We start from the raw sequence: 26,940 nt of genomic DNA, 5'->3' as shown, positions 1-26,940 counted from the left end.
GCCGGCCGGGAGAGCCGCGCCTTTTCCGGCCGTTTCGAGCAAGGCCCGCCCATGAGCGACACCCCGGAGCACCACGGCTCGCCCGGCGGCCTCGACCCGCTCATCGCGGCGGCCGAGGCCGCCATGATGCGTTCTCTGGTCGATCCCGACCATGCCATGCATGCCGGCCGTGTCGTGCTCGCGGCCGCCCGCCGGGCCGGATCCGCCGAGGCCGAGGCCGTCGCGCTCCGGGCGATGGCGCTGGCCGCGCGTGAGCTGGGCGATCTCGAGGGCGCCGAACACCATCTGCGCCGGGCCATCGCCACCCCGGGAGCGCCGCAGGAGCGGGTCGCGCAGGCGCGGCTGTCGCTCGTCACCGTACGCACCGAGCGCGGCCATCCGCTGCAGGCCTTGCGCGTGGCCGCGCTGGCTTGGGCCTACCTGTCCCCGCTCGACCGCGCCAAGCTCGACACCCAGCGCGCGGTCGCGCTCGCCCACCTCGGCCGCCACCAGGAGGCCATGGCCTCCTGCGACCGGGCAGTGCGGGCCCTCGTGACCGCGCCGGGCACTCTGGACAACCGCAGGTTCCTGGGGGGCGGCCTGCTCAACCGCGGCCTCATCCACTCCTACCGCGGCGACTGGGACGCCGCCATGCGCGACCTGACCGCCTGCCTGGAGATCTCCCGTCACTCCGGGCTGCAGCACCTGGCCCGCCTGTCCGCCGCCAACCTCCCCTTCCTGGCAGTACGCCGGGGCGACATCGCAGGGGCGTTCAACCACTACCGGGAGGCCGAGGACACCCTGTTCGGCTTTCCCGAGCGGCTGGCCACCATGCGGGCCGACTTCGCCGGCGCGCTGCTGGCCGCGCACCTCCCCGGCGAGGCCAGGGCCATGCTGAACCTCGCCGTACCCGATCTCGAGGCGTCGGGGGCGCACGTGGCGCTGGCCGAGGCGCGGCTGAAGCTGGCCCAGGTGGAGTTGCTGACCGGGGACCCGCGCCAGGCCCGGCGGGTGGCCGAGCAGGCGGCGGCCGAGCTCGCCGCGCAGGATCGCACGTCGTGGCTGCCGCTGGCCAGGGAGGTCGTGCTGCGTTCCCGGCTGGCCCTCGAACCCGTCACGCCGGCTCTGGTCGGCGAGCTGATCGCGTGCGCCGACGAGCTGGAGGACGGCTCGGCCCAGCTTGCGGCGGCGGCGGCGCTGCGGCTGGTGGCCGCCGAGGCGGCGCTCGCCATCGACGATCACCCGACGGCCTCGGCGCAACTGGCCAGGCTCACCCGGCACGTTTCGCGGGGCGAGCCGTGGTCACCGCCCGCGGGCGCCCGCCTGACCTCGCTGGCCGCCAAACCGCAGGCCAAGCAGCTCGGGCGGAGATGCCTCATCCCCGCCCCAGTACGCCAGCACGCGCTGGCGCTGGAGGCGTCTCTGCAGGAAGACGTCACGGGGGCCTTCCGCGCGGTCCGCGACGGGCTGGCCGAGGTGAGCGAGCAGGTGGAGACGTTCGACGATCCGTCGCTGCGGGCCCATGCGGCCCGGGCCGGCGAGCGGCTGGCGGCCTTCGGGCTCGGGCTGGCGGTGCGCGACGGGGGTGCGGGTGAGGTGTTCGAGTGGGCCGAGCGGTGGCGCGCGGTGACGGCTCCCGCCCACGCCTGCGCGCTGGCCGATCTCGAGCGGGTGCGGGCGGAGCTGGGGAGCGGCGGGGCGCTGGTGGAGTTCGTGGTCGACGAGGAGTCGCTGCTGGCCGTACTGATCACCGGGGAGCGGGTGCTGCTGCGGTGGCTGGGGGCCGCGCGGCCGGTCGAGGAGGCGATCGTCCGGCTGCGTTACGTGGTCCGCAAGCGGGGAGAGGCCCGGGATTGCCTGGGTCTGGCCGGCGCGGCGAGACACGCGCAGCATGAGCGGGACGTCGAGGCCGCGGCCGGGGATCTGGAGGGGCTGCTGCTGCGACCGCTGGCCGCCGAGCTGGGTGACCGGCCACTGGTGGTGGTGCCCGTGGGCGCGCTGCACACGCTCCCCTGGGGAGCGCTGCCCTTCCTGCGCGAACGGCCGGTGAGCGTGGCGGCCAGCGCGGCCGCCTGGGTGCGGGCGAGGGAGCTCGCAAGCACCCGCAGGGACGGGCCTCCGGTGGTGGTCGCGGCGGCCGGGCCCGCCCTGACGCACGCGCACGCCGAGGTGGCGCACGTGCTGGCCTGCCATCCGGGCGGGCGCGAGGTGCCGGGACGCACCGACGCGGTGCTGGAGGCGCTGCTGGACGCGGACGTGCTGCATCTGGCAGCGCACGGGGTGTTCCAGGCGCGTAGTCCGCTGGTGTCCGGGATCACGTTGGAAGATGGCGCGCTCATGGCCTACGACCTGCTGAAGTTGCCGCGGTCGGCGGGGCTCGTGGTGCTTTCCGCCTGCAATTCCGGCATGTCGCGGACGCCGGTGGAGGGGGCGCCGCTGGGGTTGCCTGGAACGTTCCTGGCCAAGGGGTCGTCGTGTGTGATCGCGGGGATGGTGCCGGTGCAGGATGAGGCGGCGCGGGCGGTGATGAGCGCGTTCCACGAGCTCATCGCGGCCGGTCGGCCCCCGGACGCGGCACTGGCCTGTGCCTCGGCCAAGACGGGGGTGTTCGAGTTCACCTGCTTCGGGGCCGGTGATCGCGCCCTCTACTGACCTCCGCCGCCGCTCGGTGCACCGCCCTCCGCCCCGGTACGGCCGCGCCCCGCTCAGGCGGGCTGCGAGCGCCTGCTCAGGCAGTCGGCAGGTGTCCGCTCAAGCGGGATGCGGGTGCCTGCTCAGGCAGTCGGCAGGTGCCTCGAGCGGGATGCGGGAGCCCAGGAGCCGGGGACTGTGCTGCCGGCCGCCAGGTTCGCCGGCTCGTCCAGCAGCCCGGCCCTTGTGCCGACGGATGGCCGGGCCGGGAAGTGGCCGGCTGTCCGGTTCGGCTGTGGTGGTCAGCCGGTGGCGACGGGTCGTGACGGGTCGGCGACCCAGTTGGACCAGGAGCCCACGTAGAGAGCGGCGGGCAGACCGGCCACCTCCAGCGCGAGCACCTCATGGGCGGCCGTGACGCCGGAGCCGCAGTATGCCCCCACCTGGACGCCTTCTCCGACCCCGAGCTCGGCGAACCTGGCCCGGAGCGCGGCGGGATCGCGGAACCTGCCGTCGGGGCCGACGTTCTCCGTGGTAGGCGCGCTGACGGCGCCCGGCACGTGTCCGGCGACCGGGTCCACGGGCTCCACCTCGCCCCGGTAACGCTCCCCCGCCCTGGCGTCCAGCAGCACGCCCTCGGTCGCCAGTGCGCCGGCCTCGGCGGCGGCCAGCACCGGCATCCCGCCCGGCCGGGCGGTGAAGTCCCCCTCGGCGGGAACGGGTGCCTCCTTCGTGGCCGGCAGCCCCGCCTCCGTCCAGGCGGCCAGGCCGCCGTCGAGCACGCGCACGTCCTGGTGCCCGAAATACCGCAGCGCCCACCAGGCTCGGGCGGCGACGGTGGACCCGGCGTCGTCATAGACCACCACCGGCCGCCCGTCGCGTACTCCCAGGCGGCGCATCGCCCGCTGGAACGCCTCCGCCTCGGGCAGCGGATGCCGCCCGCCCTCGCCCGGAGGGGCCGCGAGATCGGTGTCGAGGTCACAGTAGACGGCGCCTTCGAGGTGCCCCTCGCGGTAGAGCTCCACCCCGGGCGGCCCGCCCAGCCGCCAGCGGACGTCGAGCACCGTCACGTCGCCGAGCGCGGCGAGCTCGGCGGGAGTGATCAGCGGGCTCATGCGCGTACCTCCAGGAGCGGGACGTTCTGTTCGGCCGCCGTCATCGAACCGTGGTATCCGGTGAACATGGCCTCGATCGGATGCATCGTCGGGGCGGTGATGGCCAGGTCGGCGTAGGGGACGGCGACGACGTCGCCGATGCGCTCCAGCCACGCGTCGCGGACCCGGGGCCCGAACCAGCCCGACTCGACCGCCTCCTGCCTGGACACTACCCAGGCCTTCCCCTGGAGAGTCGCACGCCACGCCTGGAGCACCTCCTGGGCGGCGCCTGGCTTGGCGTAGACGTGCCTGGCCCTGGCCTCGCCGCCGAGCAGCGCCACCCCTTCGGTCAGCTCGGACAGGCTCTCAGCGTCGATCTTCTGGGTCGCGTTGACCATGCCGTGGTCGGCGGTGATGTAGAGGGCGGACCCGGGAGGCAGCCCTTCGGCCAGGCGCTGGGCCATGTCGTCGACGATGGCGAGCTGCCGCAGCCATTCCTCGCTGCCCCATCCCACCATGTGGCCGATGGCGTCCAGATTTCCGTAATAGACGGTGACGTGCGTGGACCGGCGCTCGCGCAGGGCGTCGAGCGTGCGGGCCACGCGGTCGTCCACGGTGTCGGCGGGCACGTAGCGCACGCCCCGGTAGACGGCCCTTGTCAGGCCGGTGCCTTCGAACTCGGCGGGGGCGACGTAGACGGGCTCGACCCCGGCCTGGGCGGCCCGCTGGTAGACGGTGGCGGCGGGCTGCCACTTCTCCGGGTCCATCGTCTGGCCGTCCGGCAGCGTCCAGCGCAGGCAGTTGAACAGGTGCCCGGTGCCCGGCACGGCCAGGGTCAGGCCGAGCATGCCGTGCTCGCCCGGCGGCAGGGCCGTGCCCAGCGAGCAGAGGCTGGTGACGGTGGTGGTGGGAAACCCGGCCGTGAGCGTCCTGCTCCCCAGCCCGGACAGGAACGGCGCGGCCTCGGGGTGCGCCCGCAGCAGCTCGGCGCCCAGGCCGTCGACCAGGAACAGGCAGACGCGCTCCGCAGGCGCCAGGACGATCGCGGGATCCTGGTCTGACTCGCTCGGAACACCGACCGCGGCCAACAACGCACCCGAGAGATCCGCCAGCGTCGCCATGCCCTCATCCTAGCCCTCGCGGATCTCGCTCTTCTTTACTTGTAGCCGCGACCAACTCGCCGCGCATTTTGCCCGGCACTCGCCCACTGTCTATTTTTTTTCTTTACGGCCGGCCGGCTTACCCGCACTCGCCGTCGCTGGTCTCCGTCTGTCATGGCCGGTCGTGAAGGCTCACGGAGTCCTCGCCGTTACGAGCGCATGCTTGGCCTGCGTCTTCGCTGACGTCTTGGCCGGCGTCTTCGTGTCCGCCCGGTGGGCGCCATGGGCGCTGCGCCGATCACGGCCACGCGCGCGTCGTCGTCGCCGCATCGGCGCAGCGGGCTGCTGGGAGTCCGCCGGTGGTGCCAGGATCAGGAGGTGGTGTGGGCCGTTGCTTCGGAGAGAGCCTTGGCGAAGGCGAGGACGTGGTTTACCGCCTCCGGGCCGTCGGCGGCCTCGCTGACCCTGAGCGACAGGTCGTCGGCGGTGATGGCGCCCGTGTAGCCGTGGTCGGCCTCGCAGTTTTCGTCGCCGCACGTGGCCGGTTCGAGGTCCACGTGGGAGATGGCGCCCCATCCGATGGTGAGCGTCGCCTCCGTGGGAGGGACGCCTGGGACGTAGGAGGCGGGGTCGGGCACGACGCGGGTGACGGCCACCGACTGGATGCGGCTCAGCCGGACGGCCTCCGTCGTCGTGGAAGCGTGGGACGTCGAGACGCCCTCGACCGCGGGATGCTCGTCGGTGTGGCAGACCAGGAGCCGCGTCCCGGTGAGCACCAGCACGGTGACGTGTCTGCGCACCTCCATCGCGGGATCGAAAGTGGCCTCGTGATGGACCACGAACGCGGTCACGGCCTCCTTGCCCAGCGCGGATTCGACCGCATCGGTGACGAGGTCGGGATAGTAGCCGCTGCGCTCGATCGCTTCACGCAGGCCCGCGGCTGAGACTCGGGTTTCCCTCATGGCTCCATCCTGCCAGGGACGGGCAGTGCACTCACCCACCAGATATAACGCTCTATAACGTCTTAAGCAGGTATCACCTGCCACTCCGGCCACGCCCTGGTCAGGAGAGCCGGCGCGGGCCGCCGTCCAGGCGCGGGCCCGCCGGGGTGCGCAGGGTCGCGCGGGCTCCGAGGATCATGACGTTCGACTCCCCCACCAGGACCTGGTCCAGGTTCAGGCGGGCCACCTCGGGCAGGTCGTGGGCCAGGCGGCCGACGCGCACGAGCAGTTCTTCCAGGGCGTCGACCGCGACCGGCGGGTAGCCGTACTGGCCGAACAGCAGCGGCGCCGCCCGCACCGAGCGGACGAGTGCGGCGGCGTCCTCGCCGGTCAGCGGGGCGAGGCGGAAGCCCTGGTCGAGCAGGAGGCGTGCGGTCACCTCGCCGAGCCCGAACGACACGACCGGGCCGAACGCCGGGTCCTCGACGACGCCCACCACGGTCGGCACGGCCGGCTGCGGCGCCATGCGCTGCACGGCCAGCTCGACCTCGGCGCCGAGTTGGTCGGCGAACTCGGCATACGCGTGGCATACCATCTGCGGGCCCGTCAGCCCCAGGCGCACGGTGCCCGCGCGGCGGGAGGCGCCGGGGTCGGCGACCTTGAGCACCACGGGCCAGCCGAGGCGCTCCGCGGCGGCCACGGCCTCATCGGGCGAGCGCACCACCTCGGCGGGCCAGACGGTGAGGCCGTAGCAGGACAGCAGCTCGGTGGCGTCGATCTCGACCGGCGGCCCCGGCTCCGCGAACCCCGCCCCCGCCCCCGGCTCCGGCGACGCGTCGGCCGCGGCGGTGGACAGGGTGGCGCTGACCAGGGCGCGGGCGCGGCCGGTGTCGATGTCGTCGAGCTCCGGTGGCGGCACCGCGGGGTGGGCGCGCCAGGTGGCGTACTGAACCACGTGGGCCAGCGCTCTGACCGCCTCCTCCGGCGCCGCGTACGAAGGGATGGACCCGCGCGCGGGCGTCGCCTGGTCGGCGGACGGGCCCGCCACGCGGAGGGCCGGGTGCATGCCCAGATGGCCGCGGAACGTCGTGAGCACCGGCTTGGGCACGTCCTTCGACACTCGCAGCAGCTCGGCCGCCACCGCCTCCGTGTCGCCGGGAATGGGCGGCATGTAGATCACGACGGCGGCGTCCACGTCGGGGGAGTCCAGTTCGCCGGCGAGGGCCGTGCCGAACTCCGTGGCGCCCGCGGCGGGACCCAGGTTGACCGGCGGGCGCGGCTCGAGTCCCGCGGCCACGCAGGCGTCGGCGGCGAGCAGGCCGAGTGCGTCGGAGTTGGTCACGAGCGCGACCCTGGGGCCGGCGGGCAGCGGCTGGTAGGCCAGCAACTGCCCCACGTCGAAGAGCTGGATGAGGTCGTCGACCCTGATCAGACCGGCCTGCGCGAACAGGGAGCTGATCGCGGAGTCCGGCAGGCCGAGCTCCTCCGCGGAGTGCCCCGACGGGGTGCCCCCGCTCTTGACCACCACGATCGGCTTGCTGCGCGCGATGCGCCGGGCCAGCCGGGTGAACTTGCGCGGGTTGCCCAGCGACTCCAGGTAGAGCAGGATCACCTCGGTCGAGTCGTCTTCCTCCCAATATTGGAGCAGGTCGTTGCCCGACACGTCGGCCCTGTTGCCGGCCGAGACGAACGACGAGATGCCCATGCCGCGCTGCGCCACCCGCTGCAGCAACGCGGTGCCGAGCGCGCCCGACTGGCTGAAGAAGCCCACCTTGCCCCGGCCCGGCACAGTGGCGGCGAGAGTGGCGTTGAGCCGGACGGCGGGGTCGGTGTTGGCGATGCCGAGGCAGTTGGGGCCCACCACGCGCAGGCCGTAGGCGCGGGCGATGCGGGCCAGCTCGTCCTGTCTGGCCTTGCCCTGCGGGCCGGTCTCGCCGAAGCCGGAGGAGACCACGACCAGACCGTGCACGCCCTTTTCCGCGCACTCCTTGACCACGTCGATCACGCTCTCGGCGGGCACGGCCACCACGGCCAGGTCCACCTCGTCGCCGATCGCGCCCACGCTCGGGTAGGCGCGCACGCCCGCCACCGCCCGCACCTCACGGTGCACGGGATAGACGGGCCCGGTGAAGTCGGCGGCCAGCAGGTTGCGCAGCGCGGTCTGGCCGACCCCGCCGGGCTCGCGCGAGGCGCCGATGACGGCGATCGAGCCCGGGGTCAGCAGGCGGGCGATGGACCTGGACTCGGCCCGGTGCTCGCGGGCCGCCGTCACCTCGGCCGAGGTGTCGGTGGGGGTGAGGTCGAGCGTCATGCGTACGACGCCGTCGGCGAACTGGCTCTGGGCGGTGTAGCCGGCCTGGCGCAGCAAGCCCATCATGCGCATGTTGGCGGGCAGGACGTCGGCGACGAAGCGCTCGATGCCCCGCTCGCGGGCCGTGGCGGCCAGGTGCTCCAGGAGCACGGAGGCCACTCCCCTGCCCTGGTGGGCGTCCTCGACGAGGAAGGCCACCTCGGCCTCGCCAGGCGCGGTGCGGTCGTAGCGGATCACGGCGACCATCTCGGCGCCGATGGTGGCGATCAGCGCGACCCTGTTGACGTAGTCGACGTTCGTGAAGCGCTCGACTTCCTTGTCGGACAGCCGCGGCCGGGGCCCGAAGAACCGGAAATAGATCGACTCGTCGGATAGACGGGAGTAGAAGGAACGGAGGCGATCCGCGTCAGCGGGCCTGATCGGGCGAACGTGCGCGGTCCCGCCGTCGGCCAGGACGACATCGGCCTCCCAGTGGGCCGGATAGTGTGCCTCCACAGTCCCGAGGGTAAACCCGCATCCCACATGCCAAGACCCGGGGTCCGGTTGGGCAACGCTTGTGCATCGACTCAAGCCCGGTGTCCTGGGTCCGCCCCACGAGCAGCCCGGAAGCTGTTAGTTTTGCCGTGGCCAGGGTCGTTCTGAAGGCAGCAAGGTGGTGGCATCATGACGCGGGTCGTCGTGGTGGGCGATCTCATGACCGACGCGGTCGCGCGCGCCCGTTATGCACTCGCCAGGGCGAGCGACACGCCGGCGATCGTCACCATGCACGGTGGCGGCTCAGGGGCCAACATCGCCTCATGGCTCGCCGTCGAGGGCGCCGAGGTGGCCTTCATCGGCCGCAGGGGCGCTGACATCACCGGGCGAAACCGCGACATGGAGCTGATGGGCTACGGCGTCGACGCCCGGCTCGTCATGGACCCCGAGCGGCCCACCGGCACCTGCGTGGTGCTGGTCACGCACAAGGGCGAGCGCACCATGCTGTCCGACCCCGGCGCCAACGCGGCGCTGTCCCCGGAGGACCTGCCGCGCGACCTGTTCGCATCGGGCGCGCATCTGCACCTCTCCGGCTACACCCTGATCAACGAGGGCTCGCGCGACGCCGGTCTCGCGGCGCTCGACATGGCCCACGACACCGGGATGTCGATCTCGGTCGACTGCGCCTCGTCCGCGCCGCTGGAGCGCACGGGGGCCGAGCCGTTCCTGGAGTGGACCAACGGCGCCAAGCTGCTGTTCGCCAACATCCAGCAGGCCAAGGTGCTGACCGGCCGCGACGACGCCGAGGCCGCGGCCAAGGTGCTGACGGCGTGGTTCCCGCAGGTCGTCATCAAGATGAACGCCGAGGGCGCGCTGTGGTTCAGCAACGGCCGCCCCGACTCCGTCCGGGCGGCCGCCGAGCCGGTCGACAAGATCGTTGATGGGACGGGCGCGGGCGACGCGTTCTGCGCCGGCTTCCTGCCGCCGTGGCTGGAGGGCAAGCCCCCGGCCGAGTCGCTGGCCTCGGGCTGCCGGCTGGCCGCCAAGGCGATCATGCACCTGGGTGCGCGTCCGCCCTTCTAGGCGTGCTGACCGGCGCTATGGTGGCAGGGCCGGATAAAGCGCGACATAGGGGAGCCGGATGCGCGGCGTGCGCCCGTTACGGGCAGGCGACCCTCCGTCGGTTGGCTCCTACAAGATCACCGGTTTCCTCGGCGAGGGCGGCCAGGGCAGCGTCTATCTCGGCGTGTCCGCCAGCGGCGAGCAGGTCGCCATCAAGCTGCTGCACGCCAGGTTCGCCGACGACCAGAACGCGGTACGCCGCTTCCGCCGCGAGGCCGAGGCGGCGCGGCGGGTGGCGGAATTCTGCACGGCTCGCGTGCTGGAGGTCGGGGCCGTCAACGACCAGCCGTACATCGTGGGCGAATACGTCGATGGCCTTTCCCTGCAGCACCAGGTCACCAAGGAAGGGCCGGTGCAGGGGCCGTCGCTGATGCGGCTGGCGATCACGACGGCCACGGCGCTGGTGGCCATTCACCGGGCCGGGGTGGTGCACCGGGACTTCAAGCCGAGCAACGTGCTGCTTGGGCCCGACGGGCCCCGGGTGATCGACTTCGGGATCGCGCGGGCGCTCGACATCAGCCAGAGTCTCACGACCGGGATCGTGGGGACGCCTGCGTTCATGGCTCCCGAGCAGTTTCTCGGTGAGGCGCTGCCTGCCGGCGACGTGTTCGCGTGGGCGGGCACGATGGTGTTCGCGGCCACGGGGCGGGGGGCGTTCGGGGTTGGGCCGATGCCCGTCGTGATGCATCGGATATTGAACCTGGAGCCTGATTTGTCGGGCGTGCCGGGCGAGCTCGCGCCGCTGCTGCGGGCCTGCCTGGCCAAGGACCATCGCCATCGGCCCACCGCCGAGCAACTGATCCACGACCTGATCCGAGCCGGCACCGCGCCACCGCCCGCGTCCCCGGCTCCACCGCCCGCGCCGTCGGGCTCGGCGCCCGCGCCATCGGCCCCACCGCCCGCGCCCTCGGGCTCGGTGCCTCGGCCGGGAAGCGGTGCCCCATCGCGGCCTCCGCAGGCGGCGAGCAGCGCTCAGGCCGAGGCGCCTCATCCGACGAGCGGCCGGCAGGTCCACGCCCCTCAGGCGGCGGGCGGCGGCCCCTACCCGGTCAGCGGGCCCATAGCGCCCCGCCTCGGAGCTGCCACCGAGCCCTCCCGGCGACGGCGGAACGTGCTGGTGACGGTCGGGGCGGCGGCCGTCACCCTGGTGACCGGTGTCGCGGTCTGGTTGGTCGCGCAGGCCGGCCTTCCGATCACGCCGACCGCCACCCGCACGCCGGCCACCCCGCCGGCCACCCCGCCGGTCACCGGCTTCGGCACGGCGGTGACCTCGGTCGCGAACCCGTCCGCCAAGACCGGTGGCACCCTCCGCGTGGTCTCGACGTCGTCTCTGGAGTCCACCGACCCGGGGAACATGTACTTGCCGGACTCGTTCAACATGGTCAGGCTCTATGGGCGAGCGCTGACGATGTTCAAGCCGGCCCCTGCAGCCGCAGGGACGCAGCTCGTGCCGGACCTGGCGGAGTCGCTGGGCGTGCCTGGCGACGGCGGCAAGACCTGGACCTACAGACTCCGGCACGGGCTGAAATATCAGGACGGGAGCCCGATCACCTCAGCCGACGTCAAGTACGCGGTGCTCCGCAGCATGGACGCCGGTTACTCCAACGGTTCGTACTACTTCGACCAGATGCTCGATCTTCCCACCGGCTACGAGGGCCCGTACAAGTCGCCGGGCGAGAACACCGACTCGGCCATCCAGACGCCCGACGAGCGCACGATCGTCTTCCGCCTCAAGAAGCCCTACGCCGCGTTCGACCACGTCGCGCAGCTCCCCGACACCATCCCCGTGCCGGCCGCGAAGGACACGCGGGCGCAGTACGCCAAGAGCGTCATGTCGTCGGGCCCGTACAAGCTGGACGGCGTCACCGAGGACAAGGTCGTTCTGGTGCGCAACGAGCAGTGGGCCGCTGCGACGGACCCCAACCGCAAGGCGCTCCCCGACCGCTACGAGCTGGAGTACAACGCCGACGACGCCACCGAGCGGCTGCGCGAAGGCGACGCCGAATTCGGGCCGTACCTCCTGAAAGAGGAGGTGAACACGGTGCTCGCCGCGCCGGCGCTCAAGCAGCGGGCAGACGCGCCCGTGACCACCTCGGTCCGGATACTGGCGATCAATCCGCAGGTGGCGCCGTTCGACAAGGTCGAGTGCCGGCAGGCGGTGGTGCGCGCGCTGGACCTGAACGCGCTCGCCCGCGCCTACGGCACCGACCTGACGCAGTCCCCCGTGCCCACGTCGCTGCTGCCGCCCGCGGTCGCGGGGCGCCGCTGGATCGACCCGAATCTCAAGCCCGCGGGCGACCAGCAGGCGGCCAGGCAGTCGCTGCAGGCGTGCGGGCAGGCGTCGGGGTTCGCCGCCACGTACCTCTACCGGGACGTGCCCGGGGAGAAGGAGGCGGCCGAGAGCGTGCGGGCCGCGCTCGCCAAGGTTGGCGTCACCCTGACCCTGAAGCACGTCTCCATCGCGGACTTCCACCGGAAATACGGCAGCAGCCCCGAATATCTCAAGCAGCACAAAATTGGCCTGATCTCCAAGTCCTGGACGCCCGACTGGCCGGACCCGGACGCGTTCCTCGGGTTGCTCGCGGACAGCAGGCAGATCAGCGAGAAGGGTTCGTCGATCAACATCAGCGTCCGTGTCAAGGCGATCGACGACCTCATCGACCAGGCCAGGGCGGAGCTCGACCCGGCGAAGCGGGCCACCGTGTGGACGCAGGTGGAGCAGCGCCTGGCCGCCGAGGCGGTGCTGGCCCCGCTGGGCTGGGAGAGCCCGCTCCTGCTGCGCGGCGAGAACGCCGCGAACGTCCACGTGAGCCCGGTCTTCGGCGACTACGACCTGCTCACGATGGGCGTCAGCTGACGGTCGCCAGGGCCAGCGGCAGCACGGCGGGGGCGCCCGCGTGGCGGACCAGGGCGGTCGCCAGCGTCATCGTCCATCCCGTGTCCACCCGGTCGTCGATGAGCAGGACGGGACCGCCGCAGCCGGCGATCTGGGCGCCCAGCTCCTTGGGCATGGCCAGCGTGCCCCGGACGGCCTGCACCCGCTTGGCGCTGTTGAACTGCTGCCCGGGCGAGCCCGCCCGGTAGCCCAGCTCTCCCAGATATGTCAGCCGGCCGACCTGTGCCAGCCGCTCGGCGAACGAGCGTACGAGCTGCGGCCGCGTCGCGGACGGCACGTTGACCACGGCCACGGGGCGTTCGCGCCAGTCCCAGGCGGACAGCACCTGCACCACGGCCTTGAACATGTCGTCGGCGATCGGCCCGTCGCCGCCGTTGAACAGCTCCCGCAGCCGGTTGCCCCACCCGATGTCGGTCAGCCGCCCGAGTGCCCGGCCCGGCTCGGCCCCCAGCTCGGGCTTGATCCGCCCGGACAGGTCGGGCAGCCCGGTCGGCCACTGCTTGCGGGCCTCGATCTCGACGCCGGGCCTGCTCAGCCGCTCCCGTGCGGTCTCGACGGCCTGCGCGCCGATCTCCGGCGAGCGGTGGCTGCCGGTGCAGTTGTCGCAGCGGCCGCACGGCCTGGCGGCCTCGTCGTCGAGGTGCCTGCGCAGGTATTGCTCCCGGCACTCGCCCGTCGTCAGGTAGCCGAGCATGGCCTCCTGCTCGGCCTTGCGCTCGGCGGCGATGCGGGCGTAGCGCTCGGTGTCGTACGCCCACGGCTCCCCGGTGGCCTCCCATCCGCCCTTGACCCGCCGGACGGCGCCGTCGACGTCGAGGACCTTGAGCATCATCTCCAGGCGGCTGCGGCTCAGGTCGACGGCGGTCTCGAGGGCCGGAGTGGACATGACGCCACGCTCTTCGAGGGTCTGGAGCGTGGTGCGTACGAGGGGTTCGGGAGGGAAGGCCAGCGAGGCGAAATATGCCCAGATATCCCGGTCCTCGGTGCCGGGCAGCAGCATCACCTCGGCCCGCTCGACACCGCGCCCGGCCCGGCCGACCTGCTGGTAGTAGGCGACCGGCGACTGCGGCGCGCCCACGTGCACCACAAAGCCCAGATCCGGCTTGTCGAACCCCATCCCGAGCGCGCTCGTCGCCACCAGCGCCTTGATCTTGTTGTTGAGCAGCGCCTCCTCGGCCGCCAGCCGCTCGGCCGGATCGGTCTGGCCGGAGTAGGCGGCCACCTCGTGACCCTGCTCGCGCAGGTAGCCGGCGATCTCGTGGGCGGCGGCCACGGTGAGGGTGTAGACGATGCCGGAACCGGGCAGCTCGCGCAGCGTCTGGGCCAGCCAGGCGAGGCGCTGCTCGGCGGTGGGCAGGCGGACGACGCTGAGATGCAGGCTCTCCCGCTCCAGCGGCCCGCGCAGCACCAGCGTGTCCTCGCCGTCGGGCCGCAGCTCGGCGGGAAGGCGCATCTGCTCGGCCACGTCACGCGTGACCCTGGCGTTGGCGGTGGCGGTGGTGGACAGGACCGGGATGCCGGGCGGCAACTCCTCGAACAGCCTGGCCAGCCTGCGGTAGTCGGGCCTGAAGTCGTGGCCCCAGTCGGAGATGCAGTGCGCCTCGTCGACCACCACGAGCCCGGCGCTCTCGGCCAGCTCGGGCAGCACGTTGTCGCGGAAGTCCGGGTTGTTGAGCCGCTCGGGGCTGACCAGAAGCACGTCCACCATGCCGTCGGCGACCTGGCCGTAGACCTCCTCCCACGCCTCGGGGTTGGCGGAGTTGATCGTGACGGCTCTGATGCCGGCCCGCTCGGCGGCGGCGATCTGGTTGCGCATCAGCGCCAGCAGCGGCGAGACGATGACCGTGGGGCCCTCGCCGAGCTCGCGCAGGAGCGCGGTGGCCACGAAGTAGACGGCCGACTTGCCCCAGCCGGTCCGCTGCACGACGAGCACCCTGCGCCGGTCCACGACGAGCGCTTCGATCGCGGCCCACTGGTCGTCACGGAGCTGGGCATGCTCGCCGGCCAGGGCTCGCAGGCGCTCTTCTGCCTCTTCCCGCAGCGCGGCGGCATCGGGGGCGTCAATCATGCCTCCTTGTTACCAGCTTCCGCCGACGGTTTGCGCATGCTGCCCGTTCAACCCAGCATCTTTTGCGGCGGTGCCGCCGTCACCCCACCCGTACAACCCACCATCTTTCACGGCGGTGCCGCCGTCACCCCACCCGTACAACCCACCATCTTTCACGGCGGTGCCGCCGTCACCCCACCCGTACAACCCACCATCTTTCACGGCGGTGCCGCCGTCACCCCACCCGTACAACCCACCATCTTTCACGGCGGTGCCGCCGTCACTCCACCCGTACAACCCACCATCTTTCACGGCGGTGCCGCCGTCACTCCACCCACCGACCATGGCTGGGCCCCGTCCAGGGAACGCTCCTCCGGTTTACGGGGCCGGGCGCCGTTACGTGCGCACTGTGGGCCGCCCGCGTGGCGAATCGCCGGCCTGCGCATGGTCGGGTGGGCCGGTGGGGGTTTCAGGAGGGGTCGGCGTGTTCGGGGAAGGCGTTGATCGTTACCCGGTGCATGCGGCGGCGTTCTGTGTAGTCGGCCACCGCGTAGTGCTGCGTTGGGCGGTTGTCCCAGAAGGCGAGAGTGCCGGGCCGCCATCTGAGGCGGCACTGGAACTCGGGCGAGCGGATGTGGTCGATCAGGAGCGGCAGCAGGGCCTCGTTCTCCCGGTCGGACAGCCCGACGAGCCGAGTGGTCGAGGACCGGTTGACGAAGAGGGCCTTCCTGCCCGTCTCCGCGTGCACGCGGACCACCGGACGTTCGATGGGCGGCCATTTGGCCTGGATCTCGGCCAGGTCGAACGGGTGGCCCTTCGCGATCGCCTTCTTCATCGACATCGTGATGTCGTGCACGGCCGTCAGTTCGTCGCACAGCCGCTGCAGCGGCGGCGAGAGTGTCTCGTACGCCATATAGGTGTTCGCCCAGCACGTGTCGCCGCCCACGCTGGGTAGCTGGACGCAGCGCAGCAGGGAGCCCATCGGCGGCGTGGGCTCGAAGGTGTTGTCGCTGTGCCACTCGTCGCCGCCTTCCCCCTTGGGGGAGGTCTGGTCGAGGACGTGGATGGGGCTGGCGGAGTCCTTCTTGAAGGCGGGGTGGTTGAGCGTGCCGAAGTTCAGGGCGAACTGCAGGTGCTGCTCGTCGTCTATGGGCTGGTCGCGGAAGAACAGCACGAGGTGTTTGAGCCAGCCTTCCCGCAGGGTGGCGACGTCTTCCTGCGACAGCGGCTTGCGCAGATCGACCCCGGTGACCTCGGCGCCGATGTGCTTGGCCACGGGATGGAACTCGATCATGACCCCTCCGGGACAGCGGAACGCTCGTGCCGCGAACGTAACACCAAGCAATTGCTTGGTCAAGTATGGAGCGATCGAACACGTATGCGAGAAGTGGCGGACATCGAGTATCATCCTCATCTCGGCACGACGGTGCGACGTTGCACTCTCCCCGGCGAGGAGGGCCATGGATACGTCATAGGGGCCCCGGCTCGTGCCATCATCTCCAGGGGCAAACACGTCGGAACCCATATCGGTCGCGTGGCCGTACGCGCCTCTGGCCGCCACCGCGTCGCGACCGCCGCCGTTACGTCGACGCCTCACACGCCGATCTGACGCTTCTCCAGCGAGCGACGGCTACGGTTACAGCACAAGGACAGAAGGAGGATGCGCTTCCCCTCGGCGCGACGGCCGAGGCAGCCGCGCAGCACAAGATGGCCCGACGCACGACTGCACCCCCACCTGAGGACTTCGAGGAGCGGATCGTCGACATCGACGTCTCCTCCGAGATGCGCACGAGCTTTCTCGAGTACGCCTACTCGGTGATCTATCAGCGCGCCCTGCCCGACGCTCGTGACGGACTCAAGCCCGTGCAGCGGCGCATCCTCTATTCGATGAGCGAGATGGGCCTGCGCCCGGACCGCGGGCACGTCAAGTCCTCACGCGTCGTCGGCGACGTCATGGGCAAGCTGCACCCGCACGGCGACTCAGCGATCTACGACGCGCTGGTGCGGCTGGCCCAGCCGTTCTCCATGCGGCTGCCGCTCGTGGACGGCCACGGCAACTTCGGCTCGCCCGACGACATGCCCGCCGCCATGCGTTACACCGAGGCCAGGCTGGCCCCGGCGGCCATGCTCATGGTCGAGTCGCTCGACGAGGACACCGTCGACTTCAAGCCCAACTACGACGGCCAGGAGACCGAGCCGGTCGTCATGCCGTCGGCGTTCCCCAACCTGCTCGTCAACGGCGCGAGCGGGATCGCGGTGGGCATGGCGACCAACATGGCGCCGCACAACCTCACCGAGGTCGTGGCCGCCGCTCGCCACCTGATCAAGAAGCCGGACGCGACGCTGGACGAGCTGATGACGTTCGTCCCGGGTCCCGACCTGCCGACCGGCGGCACGATCATCGGGCTGCAGGGAGTGCGGGACGCGTACGAGACCGGGCGTGGCACGTTCCGCATGCGGGCCAAGTGCACTGTCGAGCAGATCACTCCGCGCCGCAAGGGCATCATCGTCACCGAGCTGCCCTACAACGTCGGCCCCGAGCGCGTGGTCACCAAGATCAAGGAGCTGGTGACCAGCAAGAAGCTGCAGGGCATCGCCGACCTCAAGGACCTCACCGACCGGCACAAGGGCCTGCGGCTGGTCATCGAGATCAAAAACGGCTTCATCCCCGAGGCCGTGCTGGAGGAGCTCTACCGGCTGACGCCGATGGAGGAGACGTTCGGGATCAACAACGTCGCCCTCGTCGACGGCGAGCCGCGCACCCTCGGGCTGCGCGAGCTGCTCCAGGTCTACGTCGACCACCGGCTGGAGGTCGTGCGCCGCAGGTCGGAATACCGGCGCCGCAAGCGCGAGGAGCGCCTGCACCTGGTCGACGGCCTGATCGTCGCGCTGCTCAACATCGACGAGGTCATCCAGGTCATTCGCGCCTCCGACGACTCGGCGCAGGCGCGCACGCGGCTGATGAACGTCTTCGACCTGACCGAGATCCAGGCCGCCTACATCCTCGACACGCCGCTGCGCCGCCTGACCCGCTATGACAAGCTGGAGCTCGACCGCGAGAAGGAGACGCTGAGCGACGAGATCGCCAAGCTCACGGAGATCCTTTCCTCGGAGACCAAGCTCCGTCAGGTCGTCTCCAGCGAGCTGGCGGACGTGGGCAAGAAGTACGGCACGCCGCGCCGCACGGTCCTGCTGGAGGCGCCGGGCGTGGCCCGCACCCCGGTGGTCTCGCTGCAGGTGGCCGACGACCCGTGCCTGGCGATGCTGTCGTCGACCGGCCTGCTGGCCCGCACCTCCGACGCCACGCCGCTGCCGGGCGAGGGCGAGCGCGCCGCGCACGACGTGCTGGTCTCCGTCGTACGCACCTCCGTACGCGGCGAGGTCGGCGTCGTGACGTCGCTGGGCCGGCTCATCCGCGTGCAGGTCGTGGACCTGCCCACCTTGCCGCCCACGGCCAATCCCCCGACGCTGTCGGGCGGCCACCCGGTCTCCGAATACGTCTCCCTGCAGCCGGACGAGAAGGTCGTCGGCCTGGGCTCGCTCGATCCCGACGGGCCAGGGCTGGCACTGGGCACGGCGCAGGGCGTGGTCAAGCGGGTGGTGCCCGACTACCCGGCCAACCGCGACGACTTCGAAGTGATCACTTTGAAGGACGGCGACAGCGTCGTGGGCGCGGTCGAGCTGGTGTCGGAGTCGCACGATCTGGTGTTCATCTCCTCCGACGCCCAGCTGCTGCGCTTCCCTGCCTCGCTGGTCCGGCCGCAGGGCCGTCCCGCGGGCGGCATGGCCGGCATCCGGCTGGACGGCGACGCCAGGGTGATCTGGTTCGGGGCGGTCGATCCCGAGCGTCCGGCGCAGGTGGTCACGGTCGCCGGGTCCTCGACGGCGCTGCCCGGGACGCAGGTGGGCGGCGGCAAGGTGTCCGACTACGCCGAGTTCCCCGCCAAGGGGCGGGCGACCGGCGGGGTTCGGGCCCAGCGGTTCCTGAAGGGCGAAGACGAGCTGCTGCTGGCCTGGGCCGGACCCGCGCCGGCCAAGGCCGTCTCCGCGGTGGGCAAGCCGGTGCCGCTGCCGGAGGAGCTCGGGCGCAGGGACGGCTCCGGCGTCCGTCTGACCCACACCATCGGCGCCATCGGCGGCGCCCTCGCCTCCACCCCCTGGCCCGAGGCCACCGCCGGCCAGGTGACCGCGGCACCTCCTGCGGACGACTGAACGTCGCTGCAATGGAGACGCATGGCCGCGCACTGACCCGCGGCCATGCGTCCCACCTGGGACGCTCGGGCGTGACATGGACCAAACGATTGGTGCAACAGGCGAGAGCGCATGTGGCGCGGCTTGACCTCAGCGCGGCCCAGGCGGCCCGGCTCGATGGGCAGGCTCACACCGCCCGGGCCCCGTGGAAGTTCTGGCGCCGCCTGCAGGCCTTCGCCGGTCGGCCGAACATGGGGTGGCCAGGGCGTGAAGTGACGGTAACGGCTCGGGGGTGTGGTACCTGTGGGGCGTCCCCACCGGTATACCGTGGCGTGCAAATTTGATCATTGTTTATGCCGCGCAGGCGATGCTTCAGGGTCTGCGGCATGATCGGAGGGCAGCCATGGCCACGGGGGCCCCGGGCGACGAATGGCGGAGCTGGAGTCTGCACCCCTCGAAGCCGGGAGATTGGCCCGGGCTCGGGCTGGACGAACGGCGGACCATCGACGTGGCCCACCAAGGGCTAGGCTCCGTCCGCACCCGTCTCGGGGAGATGGTGCGCGATTTCGATGGGTACGCGAACGTCTGGGGGAAGCCGCAGATCGGGAAGGAGATTCTCGCCGCTCCCCCGCACGCCGGCTTGCAGTTGGCGCTCACCTTCTCGGTGGCAGCGGAGGCGATCAGCCGGTACCTCATGTCGCTCGGCGGCGTGCTGTCGGCGTTCAGTCACGGGATCGGCCTGGCGAACAAGAACTACAATTCGGTGGACTTCACCAAAACCGCCGACACTGATGCCCGCGGCCCCGGGCCGAGCGATTACACGGCCCGGGAGAAGATGCCGATCCAAGGGCACGTCTACGAATTCGCGCCCGACCCCGGCGACGTCCGGAACGGCCTGTCCGCCGACGACATCCTGATCATGTTCGCGCTGGCGGAGCCGTACACCATGGACGACATCGCTCGCAGGTACGGGCAACTCGCGTCCGACCTCGTCGCCGTCACCCACAAGCTGTACCAGCGCGCGCTGGACATGCGCGACGCCTGGGTCGGACAGGCCGCCGAGACCGCCCAGGAGGCGCTGCGCCGGATCTACACCGAGAGCCAGAAATTCGCCTATTTCACCGGGTTCGTCGGCGACCGGGCCGCCGAGACCGGCGCGGTCCTCACCGAGTACCGCAGGACCGTGGGCCTCGTCGTCGACCCCGACGACGGCGGATTCGGGCGCTGGCTCGCGGATCTGGTCGGCGACCCTCGCGCCGACGCGGCGCGCGACCATCTGCGCAAGCTCGGCGAGGAATACGCGGCGATCTACCACAAATTCCCCCAGAGCATCGAGTACAAATTCCCCTGGATCCAGATCAAGGAGACGGTCTCCGGCCGCTGAGACGGACCTGGCGACGGAGACCTGTCCGAATCGGGCGGGCTGTCGGCTCAAGGCCACGGGACTGGAAATCGCCCGCCATCAGCAGCTCGGTGTGCTCATGATCGTTGAAGCCCCGCTCCAGGGAAGAGATGGCTTCGCGATCGCGTCGCCGAGCAAGGCGGTGGCCATGCTGATGCTGTTGGCCAGCCGGTGGGACTGCCGGCGGCGCGGGCGGTGAAGATGGCGGTGCGTGCGGCAAGGGCCCGCTCCCGGAAACCCCCGCCGAGCGCCAGGTCAGTCCCGGCACAGGCAGAACGTGTGCCCGGCTGGGTCCAGGAACACCCGGAAGCTGTCTTCCTCGCTGGGCTGGTGCTCGTGCTTGACCGCGCCGATCTCCAGGGCCCGCTTCTCCGCCTCGTCCAGGTCGGCCACGCGGAGGTCGAGGTGGAGCTGCTGCGGCCGCTCGGGGTCCGGCCAGGTCGGCGGCCGGAAGTCGGGCGCGAGCTGGAAGGCCAGCCGCCTGGGCGGCCCGCCGTCGCTCACCACCACCCAGTCGTCCTCGACCGACGTGACGGGCCAGCCCAGCAGCTGGGAGTAGAACTCCGCCAGCCCTTTCGGGTCGGGGCAGTCGAAGACGACGCTCTGGAATTCCGCGACACCGCTCATCTTCACCTCTGGATCTTGTTTGGCCGGACGAGGCCAAGGACGACAATGGATGTCATGGCTGTCAACTCGTTCATGGTTCCGCTCGGCACACCTGCGCCCAACTTCGACCTCACCGCGATCAACGGCGGCAGCGTCTCGCTGGCAGACCTCAAGGGCTCTCCCGCCACGCTTGTGGTCTTCCTCTCCAATCACTGCCCCTATGTGCGCCACATCGAGCAGGGCATCGGCGCACTGGCCAGGGACTACGGCGCCAGGCTCTCGATCGTCGCCATCTGCAGCAACGACAGCGTCAATTACCCGGACGACGACCCGACACACCTGGCGGAGCAGGCGGCGCGGGCCAGGTTCACGTTCCCGTACCTGCTCGATGACACCCAGGAGGTGGCCAAGGCGTACAAGGCGGCGTGCACGCCGGACTTCTTCCTGTACGACGCCCGGCTCCGCCTCGTCTACCGCGGCGAGTTCGACGGCGCCCGGCCCGGAAACTCCGAGCCGGTCACCGGCGCGTCCCTGCGGGCCGCCATCAACGCCCTGCTGGAGAGCGGCGAGGTGCCCGCGGAGCAGCACCCGTCGCTCGGCTGCGGCATCAAATGGAAGCCGGGCAACGAGCCGTCCTGAAGCAGCCTGGTGCTCAGCAGCGTCACGCGGTCATCCCTGCTGCTGATCGCGGCGGGGATGACGTCGGTCTGATTCTCCGGCCGGCTACTGGGTGGAAGCGGTGATGGCGGAGGGGATCGCCAGCAGGAGCTCGTGCGGCTCGCCGCCCTCCCAGTGCCGGATCAGCTTGCTGCCCGTCTCCCCCGGGTCGAACTGCTCGCATCCCAGCGGGCCGAAGCAGCCCACCTCGTCCAGCATGAGGATGAGCGGATCGTCGTCGGGAAGACTGGCCGCGTAGGCGGCGGTGTCGAGGAGGGCCAGGGCGCACTTGGCGTTGCGGCCACCGTCGTTGGACTCCACGCGGTCGAGGCGGCGCCAGGCTTGAGCACGGAGATACGCGGCGAGCGATTCGGACCTACTCACGACTAACCTTCTTCGATCACGTACTTTCGGCTACGACATCATCACGCACGGTGAAGCGTTTTCGTGGGACGTTTGCCAAGTCCGGCCAGTCGCGCCACCCCGGTAGCCAGCACTTTTAGGGCGTACGCCATCATCTGTGCCATGAGTGCGTTCGACGACGTCTATGCCGCGAACACCAAGTTCGCGAAGAATTTCGGAGACTCTGGGCTCACCGGCCGGGCAGCCCGGGGTTTGGCCGTCGTGACCTGTATGGACTCGCGCATCGACCCGCTGGGCCTGTTGGGGCTGAAGGCGGGCGACGCCAAGATCCTCCGCAATGCCGGGGCCCGTGTGACGGACGACGTGCTGCGTACGCTGGTGCTGGCCGTCTACCTGCTCGGCGTCGAGCGGGTGCTCGTGATGCCCCATACGGACTGCGGCATGGCGAAGGTGACGGACTCGGATGTCCACGCGCTCACCAGCGAGCGCGGGGTGGACACCCGCAGCCTGGAGTTTCACACGGTGCCCAGCCAGGACGAGGCGCTCCGCCACGACCTGATCCGCGTCAGGACCAGCCCGTTCCTGCCCGAGGACATGCCGGTGGCCGGCGCGATCTACGACGTCCGCACGGGCTGCCTGACCCCTTCTCCGCACTGACACCGCCGCCAAACCGCCACCAAACGCCCCAGACGGCCCTCACGCCCGCCACGAAGGCGGGCGTGTCCGCGAGGGCGAGTAAGAGGGTCAGACGGCTTGCAGACGCCTACAGGGGCTCCAGGAGGGCGCCACTCAGCAGGGCCCTCTCAGGCGCTCCAGGAGGCGTCTGCCGGCGATCACGGGACGGCTGTCCTCCGGGACCGCGACCGGGCTGCCCGGCCGGCACGGCTCACAGGCGCCTCCAGACGCGACGAGCAGGCACCCCCCTGGACGCGGGGGGCTACTGCGGACGCGCCTCGGAGGCGCCGCATCAAGAAGCGGCGCGCGCGAAACCTCAGACGCGACTCACCGGCCCGCGTCCTACGGAGACAAGCCGCCAGCCCGCGTGAACGGAGCCACACCGATCGACGCCCGCACCTCACGGAGACGACCTTCCAGACCCGCCCCACGGCGAGAGCATGCCTCCGGACGCACTTCGGGAGCCGTCCAGGCGTCTAGGCGTCGATGTGGTCGCGGTCGACCTCGGCGGCGCTGTTGACGATGAACTCGCGCCGCGGCGCCACCTCGCTCCCCATCAGCAGGCTGAAGATGCCCTCGGCACCCTCGGCGTCCTCGATACGCACCCGGCGCAGGATCCGGTGCCGCGGGTCCATCGTCGTCTCGGCCAACTGGTCGGCGTCCATCTCACCCAGACCCTTGTAGCGCTGCACCGGGTCCTTCCACCGCTTCCCGCGCCGCTCCAGGTCGCGCAGCACCTTGTGAAGCTCGGCGTCGGAGTAGCAGTAGATGTATTTCTCCTTGCCCCTGCCGGGGTTGGTGAGCTCGATGCGGTGCAGCGGCGGCACGGCGGCGAACACCCGGCCGGCCTCCACCATCGGCCGCATGTAGCGGTGGAAGAGGGTCAGCAGCAGGCAGCGGATGTGGGCGCCGTCGACGTCGGCGTCGGCCATGAGGATGACCTTGCCGTAGCGGGCGGCGTCGATGTCGAACGAGCGCCCGGAGCCGGCCCCGACCACCTGGATGATGGCGGCGCACTCGGCGTTTTTGAGCATGTCGCTCACGGACGCCTTCTGCACGTTGAGGATCTTGCCCCGGATCGGCAGCAGAGCCTGGAACTCCGAGTCGCGGGCCAGCTTGGCGGTGCCCAGCGCCGAGTCACCCTCGACGATGAACAGCTCGCTGCGGTCCACGTCGTCGCTGCGGCAGTCGACCAGCTTGGCCGGCAGCGCGGAGTTTTCCAGCGCGCTCTTGCGGCGCTGGTTGTCGCGGTGCTCACGAGCCGCGATGCGGGCCTTGGCCGCGGCCACGATCTTCTCGAGAACGGCCCGCAGCGGCTGCTTGTAGCCTCGCGGCGGGTTGGTGTAGAGCTCCTTGAGCTCGCGCGAGACCACGTGGGAGACGATGCGGGTGGCCGCCGAGGTGCCGAGCACCTCCTTGGTCTGGCCCTCGAACTGCGGCTCGGGCACCCGGACCGTCACCACGCCGGTCAGCCCCTCGGAGATATCGTCCTTGGTGACCGGGTCGTCGCCGTTTTTCAGCAGGCGGGTCTCGCGCAGCAGCTCGTTGATCGTGCGCACCAGGCCGCGCTCGAACCCGGTGAGATGGGTGCCGCCCTTGGGAGTGGCGATCACGTTGACGAACGAGCGCACGGTCGACTCGTAGCCCTTGCCCCAGCGGACCGCCACGTCGACGGTCAGCTCGCGCTGCACCTCGGTGGGCGTCATGTGGCCCTGGTCGTCGAGGACCGGCACGGTCTCGTGGAAGTGGCCCACGCCCTGCAGGCGCAGCACGTCGCAGACGGCCTCGTCACGGGCCAGGAACTCGGTGAACTCGGAGATGCCGCCGTCGAAGCGGAACTCCTCCTCGACGCGCTCCTCGTGCCTGCTGTCATAGACGACCAGGGTCAGCCCGGGGACGAGGAAGGCGGTCTGCCGCAGGCGCACGTGGATCTCATCGAGCGAGACCTCGGCATCGGGCAGGAAGATCTGCTTGTCGGCCCAGAAGCGCACGCGGGTGCCGGTGACGTTGCCGGGGAGCTTGGCGCCGACGCGCAGCCCCGACTTCTTCTTGAACTTGGCGGTGGGCCCGTCGCCGTCGAAGACGCCGGTGACGCCACGGCGGAAGCTGATCTCGTGCACGAGGCCGTCGCGGTCGACCTCGACGTCCAGCCGCGCGGACAGGGCGTTGACCACGGAGGCGCCCACGCCGTGCAGGCCGCCGGACGCGCCGTAGGAGCCGCCGCCGAACTTGCCGCCGGCGTGCAGCTTGGTATAGACGAGCTCCACGCCGGCCAGGCCGGTCTTGGGCTCGACGTCCACGGGGATGCCCCGGCCGTTGTCACGGACCTCGATGGAGCCGTCGGGGTGGAGCTCGACCTCGATGCGGTCGCAGTGCCCCGCCAGCGCCTCGTCGACGCCGTTGTCCACGATCTCCCAGAGGCAGTGCATGAGCCCGCGGCTGTCGGTGGACCCGATATACATGCCGGGACGCTTGCGAACGGCCTCAAGCCCTTCCAGCACCGACAGGTGACGAGCCGTGTAACCCGCCTCCACTAGCGTCACTCCAGCTCCCCAGGTCTAGGCATCGAACACGTGTGCGCAGCTTACCGTTCTTCCCGTACGTGCGCGTACAAGCTTGCCACGTCGACCCGTTTGCCGTTACCAACCGGCTGATCATCATTACTTTGGGACACATTCCGCTCTGGGCGTAGAGAGGGGGCGGTTGGGAACGTCCACGTCCGGTTAGATGTTGTTCCAAGTGACTGACGCCAGATCCTCGCTTCGGCGGGGGTGACCCGAAAGGCGATACGTGACTGGAGCTCTCGCCCCCGTTAAGCCGCTGACGGCCCTCGACCGCTGCGACCGCTGCGGCGCCCAGGCCTACATTCGCGCAACCCTGCCAGTGGGCGGGGAGTTGCTGTTCTGTGCCCACCATGGGCGTCAGCACATCGCAGCGTTGCGCGAAAAGGGCGCCGACATCCTGGACGAGTCGGCTCGACTCAGCGAAACCCGCTCGATGACCCCCAACGACGAGCGCTAACCCGCGCTTGCCGTGCTGAGATAACCACATATCGCATATTGCGTGATCATGACGGCGACCCCGGGCGTGCCCGGGGTCGCCGTCATGCTTATCGGACACGACCTGGGTCATTCCAGGGAGCGAGCAACGAAAGACCAGAAAGACGAAAGACAGACAGACAGACCCGACCACGTCCGCGTTGGCGGCGTACCCGCACGTGACGCAGACGAAGCCGGCCTGGGTCGTGCGATTCTCCCCTGACACGTGCCCGCATTCGGGGCAGGTGCGGGAAGTGTTGCGGGGATCCACCGCGATCACGACCCGACCGGCGATTTCAGCCTTGTTCGTGAGGATCGCGAGGAACACCCCCCAACCCGCGTCCAGGATGCTCTTGTTCAGCCCAGCCTTCGCCGCTGACCCGTTGGGCAGGAATCGGCCCGCCTGCTCCGGGTCAGGCTTCACTGCGGGACTCTTGGTCATGTTCGCGATGCGCAGGTCCTCGATCGCGATCATGTCGGCCGCGCGGACCAGGCCAAGCGCGCTCTTGTGCACGTGGTCGCTCCGCTGCCGGGCCACCTTGCGGTGGATCTGCCCGATCTTCCTGGCAGCCCTCTTCCTGCGGCTGCTGCCGCGTCGGGTGCGGGCGTAGGCCCGCTGCGCGGCGGCCAGTTCCTCCTCCACGGTCTTGAGGTAGCGGGGGGTGGCGATATGCCCGCTCTGGTCGGTGACGCCGTCGATCGGCTCGCTCACGGTTGCGAAGTGCGCGACGCCCATGTCCACCCCGACCTCGCGGCCGGTCGCAGGCAACGGCGCGGCAGGCACGCTGTCGCAAGAGCAGATCACATACCAGCGCGAGCCCTCCCGTTTGATCTCGATCTGCTTGACCCGCCCAGCGATCGGCCGGTGCTGGTGCACCCGCAGGTGCCCGACGCCCCGCACGCGCAGGTAGGTCGCGGACGGGTGGTGTGGCTGGGAGTCCCATCTCGCGCCGTCGCCCTCGACCAGGGTGACGGTGTCGAACCAGCCCTTGCCCTTGAACCGGGGATAGCCAGGTGTCCGGCCGGCCCTGACCCGGCGGAAGAACGCCTCGAACGCCTTGTTCAGCCGCCGCAGGGTCTGCTGCTGGCTGGTGAACGACCAGCGGCCCTGACCCTCGGGGTCAGCGTCACGGATCTCCTTCAACTGGGCGGACTGATCGCCGTACCGGATCGAGACTCTGGACCGCCGCCACGCTTCCCGTCGTTCCTCCAGCGCGGCGTTGTACAACACCCGGTGATCGTCCAGCATCGCCGTCAGCGCGATCTGCTGGTGCCGGGTCGGCCGCAGCAGGAACTTGAACGACCTACGCACCCTCGCCCCCGCTCTTGGCCTTAGGGGCGCGCTCGTACTGGGTCTCGATGTAGCGCTGGACCGTGCCCGCGCTGACCGCGCCCGCACTCGCCACAAAGTAC

The 26,940-nt window shown here is 70.7% G+C and carries 17 protein-coding genes and 1 pseudogene; 8 read left to right on the top strand and 10 right to left on the bottom strand.

What is annotated here, in order from left to right:
• Positions 1 to 51 precede the first annotated feature (51 nt).
• The gene (locus ACTMTI_RS26280; RefSeq protein WP_441123177.1) at positions 52 to 2,631 is read left to right on the top strand and encodes a CHAT domain-containing protein; all 2,580 of its coding nucleotides are present in this window, start codon (positions 52 to 54) and stop codon (positions 2,629 to 2,631) included.
• Between the two features lie 281 nt (positions 2,632 to 2,912).
• Here the strand turns inward: ACTMTI_RS26280 and ACTMTI_RS26275 are convergent, their stop codons facing one another.
• From ACTMTI_RS26275 to ACTMTI_RS26260, 4 genes are all read right to left on the bottom strand, one after another.
• On the bottom strand, positions 2,913 to 3,725 hold the full coding sequence (locus tag ACTMTI_RS26275) for a sulfurtransferase (protein WP_441123176.1): 813 nt from the start codon (positions 3,723 to 3,725) through the stop codon (positions 2,913 to 2,915).
• A complete protein-coding gene (locus ACTMTI_RS26270; RefSeq protein ID WP_441123175.1) occupies positions 3,722 to 4,825 on the bottom strand; it encodes an alkaline phosphatase family protein in 1,104 nt (367 codons plus the stop codon). The genes ACTMTI_RS26275 and ACTMTI_RS26270 overlap by 4 nt, the downstream gene beginning before the upstream one ends.
• A gap of 350 nt (positions 4,826 to 5,175) precedes the next feature.
• Positions 5,176 to 5,766 (bottom strand): DUF5998 family protein, encoded by a 591-nt coding sequence (locus tag ACTMTI_RS26265; protein ID WP_441123174.1) that lies wholly within the window; start codon positions 5,764 to 5,766, stop codon positions 5,176 to 5,178.
• 100 nt (positions 5,767 to 5,866) lie between these two features.
• Positions 5,867 to 8,551: a bifunctional acetate--CoA ligase family protein/GNAT family N-acetyltransferase gene (locus ACTMTI_RS26260; RefSeq protein WP_441123173.1), complete on the bottom strand. Its 2,685-nt coding sequence runs from the start codon at positions 8,549 to 8,551 to the stop codon at positions 5,867 to 5,869.
• Positions 8,552 to 8,719: 168 nt separating this feature from the next.
• On the opposite strand from ACTMTI_RS26260, the gene ACTMTI_RS26255 reads away from it, so the two are divergent.
• Both ACTMTI_RS26255 and ACTMTI_RS26250 read left to right on the top strand, forming a co-directional pair.
• Positions 8,720 to 9,613: a carbohydrate kinase family protein gene (locus tag ACTMTI_RS26255; RefSeq protein ID WP_441123172.1), complete on the top strand. Its 894-nt coding sequence runs from the start codon at positions 8,720 to 8,722 to the stop codon at positions 9,611 to 9,613.
• A 58-nt stretch (positions 9,614 to 9,671) separates the two neighbouring features.
• Positions 9,672 to 12,509: an ABC transporter substrate-binding protein gene (locus tag ACTMTI_RS26250; RefSeq protein WP_441123171.1), complete on the top strand. Its 2,838-nt coding sequence runs from the start codon at positions 9,672 to 9,674 to the stop codon at positions 12,507 to 12,509.
• Here the strand turns inward: ACTMTI_RS26250 and ACTMTI_RS26245 are convergent.
• Together ACTMTI_RS26245 and ACTMTI_RS26240 are read right to left on the bottom strand one after the other, a co-directional pair.
• Entirely contained in the window at positions 12,502 to 14,616 is a 2,115-nt protein-coding gene (locus ACTMTI_RS26245; RefSeq protein ID WP_441123170.1) for a RecQ family ATP-dependent DNA helicase, read from the bottom strand. The two genes, ACTMTI_RS26250 and ACTMTI_RS26245, sit on opposite strands and share 8 nt — an antisense overlap.
• Before the next feature lie 448 nt (positions 14,617 to 15,064).
• A complete protein-coding gene (locus ACTMTI_RS26240) occupies positions 15,065 to 15,889 on the bottom strand; it encodes a TauD/TfdA dioxygenase family protein (protein ID WP_441123169.1) in 825 nt (274 codons plus the stop codon).
• Between the two features lie 413 nt (positions 15,890 to 16,302).
• Between ACTMTI_RS26240 and ACTMTI_RS26235 the strand changes: the two genes are divergently transcribed.
• Both ACTMTI_RS26235 and ACTMTI_RS26230 read left to right on the top strand, forming a co-directional pair.
• On the top strand, positions 16,303 to 18,807 hold the full coding sequence (locus ACTMTI_RS26235; RefSeq protein WP_441123168.1) for a DNA gyrase/topoisomerase IV subunit A: 2,505 nt from the start codon (positions 16,303 to 16,305) through the stop codon (positions 18,805 to 18,807).
• Between the two features lie 382 nt (positions 18,808 to 19,189).
• Complete coding sequence (locus ACTMTI_RS26230; protein ID WP_441123167.1) at positions 19,190 to 20,170, top strand: WXG100 family type VII secretion target; 981 nt, start codon at positions 19,190 to 19,192, stop codon at positions 20,168 to 20,170.
• A gap of 273 nt (positions 20,171 to 20,443) precedes the next feature.
• Here ACTMTI_RS26230 and ACTMTI_RS26225 read toward each other — a convergent pair whose 3' ends face one another.
• Positions 20,444 to 20,815 carry a VOC family protein gene (locus ACTMTI_RS26225; protein WP_441123166.1) on the bottom strand — a complete coding sequence of 124 codons (372 nt, stop codon included), beginning with the start codon at positions 20,813 to 20,815 and terminating at the stop codon, positions 20,444 to 20,446.
• Between the two features lie 54 nt (positions 20,816 to 20,869).
• Here ACTMTI_RS26225 and ACTMTI_RS26220 point away from each other — a divergent pair, with 54 nt between their 5' ends.
• Positions 20,870 to 21,433, top strand: a complete 564-nt coding sequence (locus tag ACTMTI_RS26220; RefSeq protein ID WP_441123165.1) for a thioredoxin family protein — start codon at positions 20,870 to 20,872, stop codon at positions 21,431 to 21,433.
• 84 nt (positions 21,434 to 21,517) lie between these two features.
• Here ACTMTI_RS26220 and ACTMTI_RS26215 read toward each other — a convergent pair whose 3' ends face one another.
• A complete protein-coding gene (locus tag ACTMTI_RS26215; protein WP_441123164.1) occupies positions 21,518 to 21,835 on the bottom strand; it encodes a hypothetical protein in 318 nt (105 codons plus the stop codon).
• A gap of 141 nt (positions 21,836 to 21,976) precedes the next feature.
• On the opposite strand from ACTMTI_RS26215, the gene ACTMTI_RS26210 reads away from it, so the two are divergent.
• On the top strand, positions 21,977 to 22,471 hold the full coding sequence (locus ACTMTI_RS26210; RefSeq protein WP_441123163.1) for a beta-class carbonic anhydrase: 495 nt from the start codon (positions 21,977 to 21,979) through the stop codon (positions 22,469 to 22,471).
• 494 nt (positions 22,472 to 22,965) lie between these two features.
• Here ACTMTI_RS26210 and ACTMTI_RS26205 read toward each other — a convergent pair whose 3' ends face one another.
• Complete coding sequence (locus ACTMTI_RS26205; RefSeq protein WP_441123162.1) at positions 22,966 to 25,032, bottom strand: DNA gyrase/topoisomerase IV subunit B; 2,067 nt, start codon at positions 25,030 to 25,032, stop codon at positions 22,966 to 22,968.
• Positions 25,033 to 25,279: 247 nt separating this feature from the next.
• Between ACTMTI_RS26205 and ACTMTI_RS26200 the strand changes: the two genes are divergently transcribed.
• Positions 25,280 to 25,510, top strand: a complete 231-nt coding sequence (locus tag ACTMTI_RS26200; protein ID WP_441123426.1) for a DUF7455 domain-containing protein — start codon at positions 25,280 to 25,282, stop codon at positions 25,508 to 25,510.
• Between the two features lie 168 nt (positions 25,511 to 25,678).
• Here the strand turns inward: ACTMTI_RS26200 and ACTMTI_RS26195 are convergent.
• Positions 25,679 to 26,839: pseudogene (locus tag ACTMTI_RS26195) on the bottom strand (RNA-guided endonuclease InsQ/TnpB family protein); the annotation flags it as partial.
• Positions 26,840 to 26,940: the final 101 nt, after the last annotated feature.

Origin of the sequence: Nonomuraea sp. H19 (assembly GCF_052068215.1) — a bacterium.
GTDB lineage: Bacteria > Actinomycetota > Actinomycetes > Streptosporangiales > Streptosporangiaceae > Nonomuraea.
Note: the sequence above shows the minus strand (reverse complement) of the source record. Positions and strands in the feature narration are given on the sequence as shown.